Source organism: Streptomyces sp. NPDC048297, assembly GCF_043201585.1.
GTDB lineage: Bacteria > Actinomycetota > Actinomycetes > Streptomycetales > Streptomycetaceae > Streptomyces.
Map to the genome: position 1 here is coordinate 361,270 of NZ_JBICZA010000001.1, position 15,690 is coordinate 376,959.

15 protein-coding genes and 1 riboswitch are annotated in these 15,690 nt (G+C 72.1%); of the genes, 10 read left to right on the plus strand and 5 right to left on the minus strand.

The window, feature by feature from the left end:
- Positions 1-87: 87 nt before the first annotated feature.
- A complete protein-coding gene (locus tag ACGFYV_RS01635; protein ID WP_393876305.1) occupies positions 88-1,107 on the plus strand; it encodes an Lrp/AsnC family transcriptional regulator in 1,020 nt (339 codons plus the stop codon).
- Positions 1,108-1,148: 41 nt separating this feature from the next.
- Here the strand turns inward: ACGFYV_RS01635 and ACGFYV_RS01640 are convergent, their stop codons facing one another.
- From ACGFYV_RS01640 to ACGFYV_RS01650, 3 genes are all read right to left on the minus strand, one after another.
- The gene (locus ACGFYV_RS01640; protein WP_393876306.1) at positions 1,149-2,078 is read right to left on the minus strand and encodes an LLM class F420-dependent oxidoreductase; all 930 of its coding nucleotides are present in this window, start codon (positions 2,076-2,078) and stop codon (positions 1,149-1,151) included.
- Positions 2,079-2,173: 95 nt separating this feature from the next.
- Positions 2,174-2,860, minus strand: a complete 687-nt coding sequence (locus tag ACGFYV_RS01645; RefSeq protein WP_393876307.1) for a DUF5995 family protein — start codon at positions 2,858-2,860, stop codon at positions 2,174-2,176.
- Positions 2,861-3,090: 230 nt separating this feature from the next.
- Positions 3,091-4,560, minus strand: a complete 1,470-nt coding sequence (locus ACGFYV_RS01650) for a uracil-xanthine permease family protein (protein ID WP_393876308.1) — start codon at positions 4,558-4,560, stop codon at positions 3,091-3,093.
- A gap of 150 nt (positions 4,561-4,710) precedes the next feature.
- Here ACGFYV_RS01650 and ACGFYV_RS01655 point away from each other — a divergent pair, with 150 nt between their 5' ends.
- Entirely contained in the window at positions 4,711-6,021 is a 1,311-nt protein-coding gene (locus ACGFYV_RS01655) for an alginate lyase family protein (protein ID WP_393876309.1), read from the plus strand.
- Positions 6,022-6,408: 387 nt separating this feature from the next.
- Complete coding sequence (locus tag ACGFYV_RS01660; RefSeq protein WP_393876310.1) at positions 6,409-6,867, plus strand: acyl-CoA thioesterase; 459 nt, start codon at positions 6,409-6,411, stop codon at positions 6,865-6,867.
- Here the strand turns inward: ACGFYV_RS01660 and ACGFYV_RS01665 are convergent.
- Positions 6,827-8,041, minus strand: coding sequence for an MFS transporter (locus ACGFYV_RS01665; protein ID WP_393876311.1), 1,215 nt, complete (start codon positions 8,039-8,041; stop codon positions 6,827-6,829). The genes ACGFYV_RS01660 and ACGFYV_RS01665 overlap by 41 nt on opposite strands.
- Before the next feature lie 144 nt (positions 8,042-8,185).
- Between ACGFYV_RS01665 and ACGFYV_RS01670 the strand changes: the two genes are divergently transcribed.
- Complete coding sequence (locus ACGFYV_RS01670; RefSeq protein WP_393876312.1) at positions 8,186-9,661, plus strand: ROK family transcriptional regulator; 1,476 nt, start codon at positions 8,186-8,188, stop codon at positions 9,659-9,661.
- Positions 9,662-9,745: 84 nt separating this feature from the next.
- Here ACGFYV_RS01670 and ACGFYV_RS01675 read toward each other — a convergent pair whose 3' ends face one another.
- Positions 9,746-10,489 (minus strand): SDR family oxidoreductase, encoded by a 744-nt coding sequence (locus ACGFYV_RS01675; protein ID WP_393876313.1) that lies wholly within the window; start codon positions 10,487-10,489, stop codon positions 9,746-9,748.
- Positions 10,490-10,874: 385 nt separating this feature from the next.
- Positions 10,875-11,005: riboswitch (FMN riboswitch) on the plus strand.
- Positions 11,006-11,168: 163 nt separating this feature from the next.
- On the opposite strand from ACGFYV_RS01675, the gene ACGFYV_RS01680 reads away from it, so the two are divergent.
- From ACGFYV_RS01680 to hisG, 6 genes are all read left to right on the plus strand, one after another.
- Complete coding sequence (locus ACGFYV_RS01680) at positions 11,169-11,774, plus strand: riboflavin synthase (protein WP_393876314.1); 606 nt, start codon at positions 11,169-11,171, stop codon at positions 11,772-11,774.
- Positions 11,771-12,412 (plus strand): nicotinamide riboside transporter PnuC, encoded by a 642-nt coding sequence (locus ACGFYV_RS01685; protein WP_393876315.1) that lies wholly within the window; start codon positions 11,771-11,773, stop codon positions 12,410-12,412. The genes ACGFYV_RS01680 and ACGFYV_RS01685 overlap by 4 nt, the downstream gene beginning before the upstream one ends.
- Positions 12,409-13,773 carry a bifunctional 3,4-dihydroxy-2-butanone-4-phosphate synthase/GTP cyclohydrolase II gene (locus tag ACGFYV_RS01690; RefSeq protein ID WP_393876316.1) on the plus strand — a complete coding sequence of 455 codons (1,365 nt, stop codon included), beginning with the start codon at positions 12,409-12,411 and terminating at the stop codon, positions 13,771-13,773. The genes ACGFYV_RS01685 and ACGFYV_RS01690 overlap by 4 nt, the downstream gene beginning before the upstream one ends.
- A 25-nt stretch (positions 13,774-13,798) precedes the next feature.
- The gene (gene ribH, locus ACGFYV_RS01695) at positions 13,799-14,284 is read left to right on the plus strand and encodes a 6,7-dimethyl-8-ribityllumazine synthase (RefSeq protein WP_393876317.1); all 486 of its coding nucleotides are present in this window, start codon (positions 13,799-13,801) and stop codon (positions 14,282-14,284) included.
- 34 nt (positions 14,285-14,318) lie between these two features.
- Entirely contained in the window at positions 14,319-14,591 is a 273-nt protein-coding gene (locus ACGFYV_RS01700; RefSeq protein ID WP_059248197.1) for a phosphoribosyl-ATP diphosphatase, read from the plus strand.
- A gap of 108 nt (positions 14,592-14,699) precedes the next feature.
- Positions 14,700-15,548, plus strand: coding sequence for an ATP phosphoribosyltransferase (gene hisG / locus ACGFYV_RS01705; protein ID WP_393876318.1), 849 nt, complete (start codon positions 14,700-14,702; stop codon positions 15,546-15,548).
- The last annotated feature ends 142 nt before the right edge of the window (positions 15,549-15,690 follow it).

Here is a 15,690-nt window from a genome sequence, read left to right on the forward strand (position 1 = left end):
GCCCGCATCGAAAGTGGTGGTTACTGTGCGGGCGGCGGCCGAACCGAGCCGTGATTTCGACGGAAACATGCGTGGGGTGCTGGCCCGATGCCAGAAACAGTCATCATCAGCGAACTGGACCTCGCGCTCGTCAACGCGCTCCAGCTGCGCCCCCGGGCGTCGTGGACCGAGCTGGCGCCGCCGCTCGGCGTCACCGCGGGCACCCTCGCGCGCCGCTGGGAGCGGCTCTGTGGCGAGGGTCTGGCGTGGGTCTCCGCGGTGCCCGGCAGGGAGTTCGTCCGCACGCGCTGCACCGCGTTCGTGCTGCTGCGCTGCCGACCCGGCAGCCGCGCCGACATCGCCGAACGGCTCTGCGCGTTCGAGGAGGCCGCGACCGTCGAACTCACCGGGCCCGGCAGCGCCGACCTGCTCCTGGACGTCCTCGCGCCCGATCTGCCCGCACTGACTCGCTTCGTGACCACCCGCCTCGAACCGCTGCCGGGGCTCGTCTCGGTCGAGTGCCTCTTCGCCACGTCACTGTTCGTGGAGGGCAGCCGGTGGCGGCTGCGCTCGCTCGCACCGACCCAGCTGAGCGCGCTCGGCGCCATGGCCCCGGGGGCGGGGGAGCCGGCCTCCGTCGTCGAACTCGACGCCGTCGACCGGGCGTTGCTCGACGCCCTGGTGCGCGACGGGCGGCTGGGCCTGGCCGCGCTCGCCGATCAGGCGGACACCAGCCCCGCCACCGTACGCCGCAGGCTGCGCCGGCTGACCGACTGCGGCGTGCTCGCCTTCCGCTGCGACATGGCGTCCGCCCTGAGCGGGCACCCGGTCCCGGTCTCGCTGCTCGGCCGGACGCCCGCACGGGACATCCCCACCGCCCACCGCACGTTCGCCGCGCTGCCCGAGTGCCGTCTGGTCGCTGCCGTCACCGGCACCTCGAACATCTTCGCCACCCTGTGGGTGCACGACCTCAGCGACATCCAGCGCCGCGAGGCCGCCCTGTGCTCACGGCTGCCGACGCTGACGGTGACCGACCGGATCGTGGGCCTGCACACGGTCAAGCGCATGGGCCATCTGCTGGACGAGGAGGGCAGGCGGACCGGAATGCACCCGATCCGCCCCTGGTGACCCCCCGCCCGAACCGGGCCCAGGGCCCCTCGGGCCGGGCCTCAGACGCCGGCGGCCCGTGCCTTCTCGAAGACCTCGGCGGCCAGGTCCTTCAGTTCCTGGGCGTCACGTGCGCTGCCCGCGAGGTCGACGAGGATCTCGTCCAGGCCGATCCGCGCGTGGGCCACCAGGTCCTCGACGATCTGGTCCACGTCGCCCTGGAAGGGGCGGCGGTCCGCGCCCTCGTACGCCTTGGGGAGCACGGTGGTGTTGACCCGCAGGACCGTCTGGATCGGCTCCGTGCGACCGCGTTCCTCGGCCAGTTCGCGCAGTTGACGCCACTGCTGGGCGACCTGCTCGGCGCCCATGCCCACCGGCAGCCAGCCGTCGGCGTGGTCCACCAGACGGCGCCAGGCCCTGCGGTTCCCCGCTGCCAGCAGGATCGGGATCGGCCGCGCGGGCTTGGGCCCGACCTCGGCCGACGCGATCGTGGTGATCCGCCCGTCGTAGCCGACCGGATCCGGACCCCACACGGCCCGGCACACCTCGATGGTCTCGTCCAGTACCGCGCCGCGCTCCTCGAAGGGCCGCACGCCCGAGGCCGCGTACTCGTCGAGGGACCAGCCCGTGCCGAAGCCCGCGAGCACCCGGCCGCCGCTCGCCGCGTCCAGCGTGGCCAGGGACTTGGCGAGCTGGAACGGCAGGTGCAGCGGGGCCACCAGGACGCTGGAGCCCAGCCTGGCCCGCTCGGTCGCCGCGGCGGCCAGCGTGAGGGTGACCAGCGGGTCCGCCACGCCACGGTACTGGTCGGGCCAGGGGAGGCCCTCGACGTTGTAGAGACCCTGGGTGGCGGGCTCGGGGAACAGGGCCCGCTCGAAGACCCACAGGCTGTCGTAGCCGATCTCCTCGGCGGCCCGTGCCACGTCGGGCACGTCCCTGCCGACGGAGTACTGCCGCATCTGGGGAAGGCTGAGGCCGAGCCGGGTCGCCATACCGTTGCTCCTCTGCGATCGGTTGGTGGACGATCAACGTACGGTCGGCGCGGGGTTGTTCCGGGGGCGGCTCGCGCGGGAGACTTCCGCCCGCCTCAGTCGGCCAGCGGGGTGAGCAGCATCCGGCCGGCGAGACCGACCGCCGCGTCCAGCCGCTCGGTGAACTCCTCGGCGACATCGTCGAAGCGGCGCAGCGCCCACAGCGCCCTGGCCGCCGTCCAGGTCGCGTCCCGTGCCCGCTCCAGGCTCCAGGACCCCACCAGATGCGTGATCGGATCGGCGATCTGGAGCAGGTCGGGGCCCGGCATCAGATCCTCGCGGACGCGCTCCTCCAGCGCGACGAGCAGTTCGCCGACGCGGTCGAACTCGTCCTCCAGATCGGCCGGTTCACAGCCGAGCGCGTCGCAGGTGTCGACGACGGCGAGCGCCAGGTCGTGCCCGATGTGCGCGTTGATGCCCGCGAGCGCGAACTGAAGCGGCCGTACCCCGGGATGGCGGCGCAGCTGGAACAGGGGCCGCCAGCAGGCAGGTGGACGGCGGTCCCGGGCGGCCGCGTCCACCGCCGACAGGTACCGCCCGGCGAACAGCACGTCCAGCGCCGAGGCCGCCCGGGGGTCCGGGAAGTCCCCGTCGGCCAGATGCCGGTCGACCTCCTCCGTGACGGCGAGGTAGACACGGTTGAACACGGCGATGCCGTCCCGCTCGGGCAACTCCGCGTCGAGCGCGCGCATCCGGGCGAGGACGGCGTCGACGGGCGTGGTGAAGTGCTCCAACTGCGCCATGAGCGAAGCGTCCCAGCCCCGCCCCGCCCGGCGCGCCGACCGGCCCGGCACTTCGCCGGAACGGGGGACACCCGGGCATCGGCGACGACCGCCGGCTCCCGCGGAGCACACTCCGACGCGCCCTGCTGGGCCTGTGTGTCTTACGCGTTGTGCTGGTCCCGCGTGTCTTGCGTGTTGTGCTTGCCCTGTGCGTCCTGCCGGACCCGCGTGCCCCGCCGGCCCCGCGCGCCCTACGCGCCGCCCAGCTCGCCCGTCCCGTCCTTCCGGTCCTTCCGGTCCTTCCCGTCCTTCCGGTCCTTCCCGTCCTTCCGGTCCTTCTCCTCCGCCGTCTCGTCGTACGACGACGTGCCCTCGTCGAGCAGGGGCTCCTGTGTCTTCAGATGGGGCGGGGCGAAGGCGCGCAGCGTGTGGTAGCCGGTGATGACGACCAGCGTGCCGAGGGCGATGCCGCTCAGGGAGAAGTTGTCGGTGAATTTCATGGAGACGTTGCCGACGCCGATGATGATGCCCGCGGCGGCCGGCACCAGGTTCAGCGGGTTGCGCAGGTCCACCTTGCCGTGCAGCCAGATCTGCGCGCCGAGCAGGCCGATCATGCCGTAGAGGATCACGGTGATGCCGCCGAGGACACCGCCCGGGACGGCGGCGACGATGGCGCCGAACTTGGGGCAGAGGCCGAAGAGCAGCGCGAATCCGGCGGCGGCCCAGTAGGCGGCGGTCGAGTAGACGCGGGTCGCGGCCATCACGCCGATGTTCTCGGAGTAGGTGGTGTTCGGCGGGCCGCCCACCGCGGTCGACAGCATGGAGGCGACGCCGTCCGCCGAGATCGCCGTACCCAGCTTGTCGTCCAGCGGGTCGCCGGTCATCTCGCCGACCGCCTTGACGTGGCCCGCGTTCTCCGCGACCAGGGCGATGACGACGGGCAGCGCGACGAGGATCGCCGACCACTGGAAGCTCGGCCCGTGGAAGTGGGGCAGCCCGATCCAGTCGGCCTTGCCGACGCCGGAGAGGTCCAGCCGCCAGTGGTCGGTGATCCTGCCGCTGCCGTCGTTGGAGTGGATCTTGCCGAGGACCTGGTCGAAGACCCAGGAGATGCCGTACCCGAAGAGCAGGCCGAGGAAGATCGCGATGCGCGACCAGAAACCGCGCAGACAGACGACGGCCAGACCGGTGAACAGCATGACCAGCAACGCCGTCCACTGGTCCTGCGGCCAGTAGGTGGACGCGGTCACCGGGGCCAGGTTGAACCCGATCAGCATGACGACCGCGCCGGTCACGATCGGCGGCATCGCGGCATGGATGATCCGGGCGCCGAAGCGCTGCACCGCGAGGCCGATCAGGAACAGCACCACGCCGACCACGAAGACGGCGCCGGTCACGGTCGCACTGGTGCCGCCCTGCGCGCGGATGACGGCGGCCACACCCACGAACGACAGGGAGCAGCCCAGATAGCTCGGTACCCGGCCGCGGGTGGCGAGCAGGAAGATCACGGTCGCCACGCCCGACATCATGATCGCCAGGTTCGGGTCCAGGCCCATGAGTACGGGGGCGACGAAGGAGGCTCCGAACATCGCCACGACGTGCTGGGCGCCCAGCCCCACCGTGCGCGGCCAGGTGAGTCGTTCGTCGGGGCGTACCACTGCTCCGGGTGCGGGCGTACGCCCGTCACCACCGTGCAGCTTCCAGCGCACGCCGAGGTCCATGGTGGGGCTTCGCTTTCTCTGTACGTGAAGATGGTCCGCACCATTGTCACGGTTACCTGGCGGCCCTACGCTCGCACGGTCCAGCTCATGAACAGCATTCACATATCTGACAGCATCGACGAGATCCGCGAGATCTGATCGGAGTGTCCGATGAGTGGAAGATCCCGTGCGGCCGGGCTGCTGGCCGCGGTGGTGACCCTCGCAACCGTGCTCGTCCCCTCCGCGCACGCGTCCGCGACCTACGCGTCCCATACGCCCCATGTGACCTACGCGTCCCACGCTGCGCCCGCGGCCCCGCGGACGGCCGTCCTCGACGGCGCCCGCCTCCAGCGGACCCGCGCCCGCCTCGACCGCGGTGATGCCCGACTGCGGCGCGCGGTCGACGACTTGACCGCCCGCGCGGACGCCTGGCTGGACCAGGGCCCGTGGACGGTCGTCGACAAGCCGAAGCCCGCCCCCGGCGGCGACGTCCACGAGTACCTGAGCCAGGCGCCCTACTGGTGGCCCACCACGACCCCCACCGCCGACAATCCGTGGGGCTGTCCCTACGTCCAGCGCGACGGCCAGCGCAATCCCGAGGTCGACAGCGGCACGGACCGGCAGGACGCCGAGAAGGTCTTCGATTCGACGTACGACCTCGCGCTCGCCTGGTACTACACCGGCAGGCGGAGCTACGCCGAGAAGGCCGGACAGATCCTGCGCACATGGTTCCTTGACCCGGACACCCGGATGAACCCCGACCTGGACCACGCCCAGTTCATCCCCTGCAAGTACGACGGCCGGGCCATCGGCGTCATCGACTTCTCGCAGTCGTACACGAGCGTGCTCGACGCCCAGGCCGTCCTCGCCACCGGTGCCCCCGGCTGGACCGAGCGGGACCGCGGCGCGATGGGCGCGTGGAACGCCGACTTCCTGGACTGGCTGAAGAACAGCGACTTCGGCAAGCAGGAAGGTGCCGCCGCGAACAACCACGGCACCTTCTACGACATGCAGCTCGCCGCCCTCGCCTACGCCACCGGCGACACCGCCCTGACCCGGCGGACCGTGCTCGACGCGCGCGCGAAGCGGATCGCCCCGCAGATCGCGGGCGACGGCGGCCAGCCGCAGGAACTCGCGCGCACCCGCAGCTGGCACTACTCGACCTTCGACCTCGTCGCCTACACGCGCCTCGCGGCCATCGGCCGGCACGTCGGCGTGAACCCGTGGGACTACCGGGGGCCGGACGGGCAGAGCCTGTTCAAGGCGGTCGACTACCTGCTGCCCGCGGCGACGGGCGCCGCCGCCTGGCCGCACCCCGAGCTGGAGTTCTACCGGTACGCGGCCTGCGATGTCGTGCACGCGGCCGCGGACGCGGGGGACCGGGCGGCGAAGGCGGCCGTGCCGAAGCTGGAGGCGCCGCCCGGCGGCGATCTCTGGGCGCTGCGGCCCGCCGCCGAGCAACTGGACTCGATCACCGGCTGAGAGAGCTTAGTCTGGGGGCTTCCGGTCCTGGACCTGGCGGTTTCAGGTGCTGGGCCTGGGAGTTTCCGGTCCCGGGCTTGGAGGTTCCCCGTCTCGGCCTGGGGACTTCCGGTCCCGGCCCTGAGGGATTACGGTCCTGACCCTGAGGACTTCCGGTCCTGGCCGTGAGGGTTTGCGGTCCTGCCCCTGGAGACTTCCGGTCCCCGGCCCTGAGCGCTTGCGGTCCTGGCCGTGAGGGTTTCCGGTCCTGAGGCGAGGGGCCTCCCGGAGGGGGCCTCCTGGCGGAGACGTCCCGGCACGGGCTCCTGAGCGGTCGCTTAGTATGGAGTGCCCCCCAGTACCTCAAGCGCCTCCAGTGCCTCGTACCACCGTTCAGGAGCCCCTCCCGTGTCCGCCGAAGCCCCGATCGCCCCCGCCGTGGCCTACGGCCGCCTGATACCCGTCACCGTCCACTTCGACGACCTGGACGCCCTCGGGCTCCTCCACAACGCCCGTTACCCGCTGCTGGTCGAGCGCGCCTGGACCGAGCTGTGGAACGGGCACGGGGTCCGCTTCGACGGCGACTGGGCGGCCGCGGGCGACGCGTGCAACGCGGTCCGCGAGCTCACCATCGGCTACGAGGCGCCGGTGGCCAGCCCCGGCACCTACGCCGTCCACCTCTGGCTGGAGCGGCTCGGCACCACCGGCCTGACCTACGGCTTCCGGTTCTGCTCGGCCGACGGCACCCGGACCTACGCGCGGGGCACCCGGGTGCTCGTCCGGCTGGACGCCGCCACCCTGCGCCCCGCGCCCTGGACCGACGGCTTCAGGGCCGTGGGTCGGGAACTGCTGCGGCCTGCCGGCTGACCTCGCTGCGGCCGCCCCGCTCGGCGGTGCGCAGCACGCCCGCGAACACGGCGAGCCCGCAGGCCAGCGCGGCCACGATGCAGAACGAGACCATCAGGTTGGTCGCCTGCGCCACCCCGCCGATCAGGCTGGGCGCGACCAGCCCCGAGGTGTAGGTGATGGTGGCCACGCCCGCGATCGCCTGACTGGGGTTGGGCCCCGCGTGCCCCGCCGCCGCGAAGCACAGCGGCACGACCACGGCGATACCGAGCCCCATCAGCGCGAAACCGGCCATCGCCACCGCCGGATGCCCCGCGAGGACGACCAGCACGCCGCCCACGCCGGCCAGCACCCCGCCGGCCCGCACGGTGCGCACCGCGCCGAAGCGGTTCACGACCGCGTCCCCGGCGATCCGGGCCACCGCCATGGTCAGCATGAACCCGGTCGTCGAGGCCGCCGCCAGACCTGCCGAGGAATCCAGTCGGTCCCGCAGGAACACCGCCGACCAGTCCAGGCTCGCCCCCTCCGCGAACACCGCGCAGAAGCCGACCGCGCCGATCAGCAGCGCCGAGCGGGGCGGCAGCGCGAACCGCGGCGGCGGCTCCTCGTCCTCGGCGGGCTGGACGTCGAGCACCCAGGTGCAGGCCACCAGGCCGAGCACGGTGAGGACGGTGGCCGCGAACGCGAAATGCACGCGCGCGTCCGCGCCGAGGTGCGCGGCGAGCGTGCCGCCCGCCGAGCCGATGAGCGCGCCCGCGCTCCACATGCCGTGCAGCCCCGACATGATCGACCGGTCGAGCAGCCGCTCGACCTCGACACCGAGCGCGTTCATGGCCACGTCCGCCATGCCGGCGGTCGCGCCGTACGCGAACATCGCCAGGCACAGCGTGTACAGGTTCGGCGCCAGCGACGGCAGGATCAGTGACAGCGTCCACAGCGCGAGCAGCCCGCGCAGCGCCGTACGGCTGCCGAAGCGGTGACTGATCCGGCCCGCCAGCGGCATCGCGCACGAGGCGCCGAACGCCGTGAACGCCAGCGCGAAGCCCAGCTGTCCCGCGCTCAGCGAGGCGTGGTCCTGGATCCACGGCACCCGGGTCGCGAACGAGCCGGTCACCGCGCCGTGCACGGCGAACACGGCCGCCACGGCGTACCGGGCGCGCCTGACCTCCTCGCGTGTGAAGCCCACGTCACCCATGTTCCAGCCCCTCCCCGGGGAGTTCCCCCGCCGCGCCCGGCCGTACCGGCGTGTTGTACTCCGCTGACCGGGCGTAAATTATCAGGGACCCTGCCTGATAGATAGGGAGTATTACGGCCGCCTGTTTCTGGGAGGATTCCCGTCATGCCCGCATCACCGAGCACCGCACGGGCCATCAACGACCGGTCCGCCCTGCGGCTGCTGCAGCAGGAGGGCCCGCTGACGGCAGGACAGTTGAAGCAGCTGACCGGACTGTCCCGGCCGACGGTCGCCGACCTCGTCGAACGGCTCACGGTCTCCGGTCTGATCACGGTGGTCGGCGAGTCCGGCGAGCAGCGCCGGGGCCCGAACGCCCGCCTGTACGGCATCGTCGCCGGCCGCGCCCACCTCGCCGCGCTCGACGTGCGCACCGAGGGGGTCTTCGTGCTCGTCTCCGACCTGGTCGGGCGCGTGCTCGCCGAGGCGTCCGTACCGATCGGCGAGGACACCGGCACCGGACCCGCGGTGGAGCTGGCGGTGGCGGCGGTGGAACGGGCCGCGAAGGAGGCGGGCGCCGTCGAGACGCCCGGACGCGAGGACGGACGGGCCGGGCGCGAGAACGTACGGGCTGGACGCGGGAACGTACGGGCTGGACGCGGGAACGGACCGGCGGACGGGCGGCTGCACACCGTCGGCATCGGCGCTCCGGGCCTGATCGACCCGGCCACCGGCGACCTCCGTGACTCCACCGGTCTGCCCGCCTGGCACCGCAACCTGGCCGCGGCCCTCCAGAAGCGGCTTCCCGAGGCGCGCGTCATCGTCGAGAACGAGACCAACCTCGCCGCCCTGGCCGAACAGCGCGAGGGCGCCGCCCGCGACCGCGACACCTTCGTCCTCCTCTGGCTCGGCCACGGCGTCGGCGCCGCCGTCGTCCTCGACGGCACCCTGCGCCGGGGCGCCTCCGGCGGCACCGGCGAGATCGGCTTCCTCCCGGTGCCGGGCACCACCACCCTCCCCTCGGCAACCGACTGCGACGGCGGCTTCCACTCCCTGGCCGGGGCATCGGCGATCGGGACGCTCGCCCAGGAGTGCGGAGTGGCGGTGCCGCGAGTGACGCGCGTGCCGCAGGCGCCGGGCGCGGGGGCCGGCGCGGCGGCGGGTGCGGCGGCGGGCGGGCCGGCCATCGCGCTCGACGGCCCCGGCGCGGCGGCGATCGTGGCCGAGGCGGTGGCGGAAATGGAAGCGGCGCGGGCGGAGCCGGAAGGCGCGCGGCCGGCGCGGTCGGAGTCAGCGGGAGTCGAGTCGGCGGGCGCGGAGTCGGCGGGAGCGGAGCCGGAGGGGGTGGCGGTACGTGAGAGTCCCGCCGTCCGCTTCCTCCGTACTCTCGCCGACCGCATCGCCATCGGCGCCGCCTCCGTCGCCGCCGTCCTCGACCCGGGGTGCGTCGTGCTGGGCGGTGAAGTCGGGCAGGCCGGGGGCGAGTTGCTCGCGGGGCTCGTGGAGGAGCGGCTGCGCGGGATGTCGCCGCTCGTCACCGAGGTGCGAGCCAGCGCCCTCGGCGGGGCGGCCGTCCTGCGCGGCGCCCTGCTGACAGCCCGCGACCGGGCCCAGGACGAACTGTTCGCCCCGGCGGACCGCTAGCCGCTCCTCCTCCCCGCCGCCCCCTCCCTCAGCGCGCGAATCTCAGCGCCTGAACCTCAGCGCCTGAGCCTCAGTGGCCGAACCTCAGCGCCCGAACCTCCGCGCCAGATACTCCTCGAACGTCACCTTCCCCACCGCCTCCTCCGGGACCAGATGTCGGCCCGCGCGGAAGGCGCCGTAGGACGTGCCGAAGAGGGGGACGTTCAGTACGGCGCGGCGCCTGCCGGTGGCGCGCAGGTAGGCGCGGGCCAGGGAGTCCAGGGTTCGTACCTCCGGGCCGCCCATGTCGGGGACGCGGCCCGCCGGTGCGGCGAGGGCCAGGCGGGTGAGGCGGTCGGCGACTTCGGCGACCTCCACCGGCTGGTCCGAGACGCCGGCCGGCAGCGGCACGGCGGGCGACCGGGACAGTGCCTGAAAGACCGTCACCAGCAGGTCGTGGAACTGGGTCGCCCGCAGCACGGTCCAGCCGAGCCCCGACTCCTCGACCAGCCGTTCCACCGCGAGCTTGCTGCGGTAGTAGCCGAGCGGCACCCGGTCGACGCCGACGATGGAGATGTACACCAGGTGGCCCGTCCCGGCCCGCCGTGCCGCGGCGATCAGGTTCTGTGCCGCCCGCTCGTCGCCGCCCCGCGGGGTGCTCGCGCAGTGCACCACCGTCTCCACGCCCGCGAGTGCCTCGTCCAGGCCGGGCCCGCCCTCGCGCAGGTCGACGGCGTACGGCCGGGTGCGCCGGCTGAGCGTCCGCACCTCGTGTCCCTCCGCCCGCAGCCGCTCCGTGACGAGCCGCCCGAGCGTGCCGGTCCCACCGGTCACCAGGATCGTGGTCATGCTGTCGCCGTCCTTTTCCGTCTTCCGGTTCCGTCTTCCGGGCCTTCGGCGCCCCTTGTCCGGGCGCCCTTCACGGATGAGACAGCGCGGCTGCGGAAAACGTGACATGCGACGCCGGGACGTCGGCGCGCGGGCCTGCCTGAAGCCGCGGCGGCCCGGCGGCGGGCAAGGGCCGTCGTCACCGCCGCCGGGCCCGCTCGCACCCTAAATGGACTAGACCAGCACGGTCAATGGGCCTGGGGCGGCGTCAATCCGCCCACTCCGTCAGGGAGTTGAGTGCTCCGGACACACCGCGCAAGTCCGTGTGAGCACACTGTGAGGCAACCCACACCGATCACCTGTCCGGACGAGGGGTGGTCGTGGCACACTGACCGTGTACCAGAAGCAGCGCACTCCGGGGTCGGTGAAAGTCCGAACCGGCGGTTACAGTCCGCGACCCGGTCGCTTCCAGCGGCCGGTTGACCAGGTGAAATTCCTGGACCGACGGTTAAAGTCCGGATGGGAGGCAGTGCGCGGCGGGCGGGCATGTTCCTTGTGCGCGCCGCCGTATCGGGTCTCGTCCGTCCGGGCGGGTCCTCTTCGGCGTCGTGGCGTCGCACCTGGTGTGTCCACCCGTACATTCTGTCGTCATCGACAGGCCCCGGAGTCCGTGCCCGTATGAGGCAGGAGGACCCGGGAAGTGTTCACCGGAATCGTCGAAGAGCTGGGTGAAGTCACCGCCGTCGAGAACCTCGGCGACGCCTCCCGCTTCCGACTCCGCGGCCCCGTCGTGACCGAGGGCGCCCAGCACGGAGACTCCATCGCGGTCAACGGAGTCTGTCTCACCGTCGTGGACCACGAGGGCGACGAGTTCACCGCCGACGTCATGGCCGAGACCCTCAAGCGCTCCAGCCTCGGCGCGCTCGACGTCGGCTCCCGGGTCAACCTCGAACGCCCCACCGCCGTGGGCGCACGCCTCGGCGGGCACATCGTGCAGGGCCATGTCGACGGCACCGGACAGGTCCTGGCGCGCACGCCGTCCGAGAACTGGGAGATCGTCAAGGTCTCGCTGCCCGCGGACCTTTCCCGCTACGTCGTGGAGAAGGGCTCCATCACCGTCGACGGCATCAGCCTCACCGTCGTCGAGGCGGGCACCGACCACTTCACCGTCAGCCTCATCCCGACCACCCTCGCCCTGACCACGCTGGGCCACAAGCAGCCCGGCGACCCGGTCAACCTCGAGGTCGACGTCATCGCCAAGTACGTGGAGCGCCTGCTCGCGACCGGACAGGGGGACGCCCGGTGAACTCGCTCAACTCCGAGGCGTTCACGCTGTTCGGCCAGCACATCCTCTGGTCGGACATGATCGGCAACATCTTCGGCCTGGCCGCCCTCGCCCTCGGCTGGCGGCGCTCCCTGTGGACCTGGCCGGTCCAGTTCGTCTCCGGCCTCATCCTCTTCGCGGCCTTCTTCGGCCACCTGACCGGCAGCGCCGGCAAGCAGACCGTCGTCATGGTCGTCGCGGTCTACGGCTTCTGGCAGTGGTACCGCGACCGGGGCCAGGCCGGTGACGGCCACATCGCCCCCCGGTTCGCCACCTGGCGCGAGCGCGGGGCGATGCTCGCCGCCGCCGCCGTCGGCACCGTCGGGGTGGCCCTGCTGTTCACCGCCTACCCGAAGCTGTCCTGGGACCCGTGGCCCGACGCCTACATCTTCGTCGGCACCATCGTCGCCATGTACGCCCAGGCCAAGGGCATGGTCGAGTTCTGGTTCGCCTGGCTGCTCGTCGACCTCGTCGGCGTCCCCCTCAACTTCGCCAACGGCTACGCCTTCTCCGGCTTCGTCTACGTCATCTACGGCGCACTCGTCCTGTGGGGCATGCGCGACTGGTGGCTGCGCTCCCGCAACAACGCGCGGCCCGTCCTGGAAGGAGCGCCGGCATGACCACGGCACCACCGCTGTACAACAGCCACAGCCCTGCCCACAGCGACAACCCCAGCCACAGCCACAGCGACAACCACCCCCACAGCGCCGACGACTTCGACGACCTCCGCCTCGACCCGGTCGAGCAGGCCATCGCCGACATCGCGGCCGGCCGCCCCATCGTGGTCGTGGACGACGAGGACCGGGAGAACGAGGGCGACCTCGTCATCGCCGCCGAGAAGGCGACCCCCGAGATCGTCGCCTTCATGATGAGCGAGTGCCGGGGCCTGATCTGCGCCCCCATGGAGGGCGGGGAACTCGACCGGCTCCGGCTGCCGCAGATGGTCGAGGACAACACCGAGTCGATGAAGACCGCGTTCACCGTCTCGGTGGACGCCTCGGCCGCGCACGGCGTGACCACCGGCATCTCCGCCTCCGACCGCGCCACCACCCTCCAGGTGCTGGCGGGCGGCACCGCCGAGCCCACCGACCTCGTCCGCCCCGGCCACGTCTTCCCGCTGCGCGCCCGCGAAGGCGGCGTCCTGGTCCGCAACGGCCACACCGAGGCCGCCGTCGACCTCGCCCGGCTCGCGGGGCTGCGCCCGGCCGGCGCCATCGTGGAGATCGCCGGCGAGGACGGCCGCATGCTGCGCCTGCCCGAACTCGTCCCGTTCGCCCGCAAGCACGGCCTGACGATCATCTCCATCGAGGACCTGATCGCCTACCGCCGCGGCACCGAGCCCACCGTCCGCCGCGAGGCCGAGACCGTCCTGCCCACCGCGCACGGCACGTTCACCGCCTACGGCTACCGGTCCACCACCGACGGCGTCGAGCACGTCGCCCTCGTCCACGGCGAGATCGGCGACGGACAGGACGTCCTCGTCCGCGTGCACTCCGAATGCCTCACCGGCGACGTCTTCGGCTCCCTGCGCTGCGACTGCGGCCCCCAGCTCGACGCCGCGCTCGACCGCATCCAGGCCGAGGGCCGGGGCGTCGTCGTCTACCTGCGCGGCCACGAGGGACGCGGCATCGGCCTGCTGTCCAAGCTGCGCGCCTATCAACTCCAGGAACAGGGCCACGACACCCTCGACGCCAACCTCGAACTCGGCCTGCCCGCCGACGCCCGCGACTACGGCGCCGGCGCCCAGATCCTCGCCGACCTCGGCGTGCGCGGCGTCCGCCTGATGACCAACAATCCCGACAAGAGCGACGCGCTGCTGCGCCACGGCCTGAAGGTCGCCGGCCGCGTCCCGATGCCCGTCCAGGCGGGAGAGCACAATCTGCGGTACCTGCGGACCAAGCGGGACCGGATGGGCCACGACCTGCCCTGGCTGGACACCCCCGCCACGGCAGGCTCCGCGGCCACCTGCGCAAACCGGTAAGCGAAAGAAAGCACTGAGGAGAGACGTGAGCGGCAAGGGTGCACCGGAACTGTCCGTACGGGGCGCGAGCGACCTCAGGGTCGCCGTCATCGCGGCGCAGTGGCACGAGAAGGTGATGGACGGCCTGGTGAACGGCGCCCTGCGCGCCCTGCACGAGCTGGGGATCGACGAGCCGACCCTGATCCGGGTCCCCGGCACCTTCGAACTCCCGGTCGCCGCCAAGGTCCTCGCGGGGCGCGGCTACGACGCGGTCGTCGCCCTCGGTGTCGTCATCCGCGGCGGCACCCCTCACTTCGACTACGTGTGCCAGGGCGTCACCCAGGGCCTGACCCAGGTCGCCGTGGAGACCGGCGTGCCCGTCGGCTTCGGCGTGCTCACCTGTGACACCGAGGAGCAGGCCCTGGACCGGGCCGGTATCGAGGGCTCCAACGAGGACAAGGGCCACGAGGCGGTCACCGCGGCCGTCGCGACCGCGGCGACGCTCCGCTCGGTATCCGAACCCTGGCACTGAGGCACCACCCGGACCACGTAGGGTGGGGACCACCATGTCCAAGAAGACTTTCGAGCAGCTCTTCACCGAGCTGCAGCACAAGGCCGCCCACGGCGACCCCGCCACCTCCCGCACCGCCGAGCTGGTGGGCAAGGGTGTCCATGCCATCGGCAAGAAGGTCGTCGAGGAGGCCGCCGAGGTCTGGATGGCCGCCGAGTACGAGGGCAAGGAAGCGGCAGCCGAGGAGATCTCGCAGCTGCTCTACCACGTCCAGGTGATGATGGTCGCCCGCGGCATCTCCCTGGACGACGTCTACGCCCACCTGTGAGCCGCACGCGGCAACAGCCGTAAAACCCGCTTCACTTCTTCACCCGTCACACCGTCGCACTGTCACGCCGTCACTTCTTCACCCCTTCACGCAAAGGAAGCCGACCTCATGCTGCGCATCGCCGTCCCGAACAAGGGTTCCCTGTCCGGACCTGCGGCGGACATGCTGCATGAGGCCGGCTACCAGCAGCGCCGGGAGGCCAAGGAGCTGCGGATCGTGGACCCGGAGAACGAGGTCGAGTTCTTCTACCTCCGCCCCCGCGACATCGCGATCTACGTCGCCACCGGCCGCCTCGACATCGGCATCACCGGCCGCGACCTGCTGGTCGACTCCGCCGCCGACGCCGAGGAGATCCTCCCGCTCGGCTTCGCCCGCTCCACCTTCCGCTTCGCCGGCAAGCCCGGCACCGCGAACGGCATCGAGGACCTGTCGGGCAAGACGGTCGCCACCTCCTACGAGGGGATCGTCGCCAAGCACCTCGCCGACAGCGGCGTCGACGCCTCCGTCGTCCACCTCGACGGCGCCGTCGAGACCGCCATCGAGCTGGGCGTCGCCGAGGTCATCGCCGACGTCGTCGAGACCGGCACCTCGCTGCGCAACGCGGGCCTGGAGGTCTTCGGCGAGCCGATCATGAAGTCGGAGGCGGTCGTCATCCGCCGCACCGGCGCCGACGGCGACGAGCCCAAGGTCCAGCAGTTCCTGCGCCGTCTCCAGGGCGTCCTCGTCGCACGGACGTACGTGATGATGGACTACGACTGCCGCGTCGAGCAGCTGGAGAAGGCCGTCGCCCTCACCCCCGGCCTGGAGTCCCCGACCGTCTCCCCGCTGCACAACGAGGGCTGGGTCGCCGTCCGCGCCATGGTCCCCGCCAAGGAGGCGCAGCGGATCATGGACGACCTGTACGAGATCGGCGCCCGCGCCATCCTCACCACGGCCATCCACGCCTGCCGCCTCTGAGGTCCACAGCCAGATGTCCGATAGTCAGACGTCCGAGAGCCAGCTGTCCGAGAGCCAGCTGTCCGAGAGCCAGCTGTCCGAGAGCCAGCTGTCCGAGAGCCAGCTGTCCGAGAGCCAGCTGTCCGAGAGCCAGCTGTCCGAG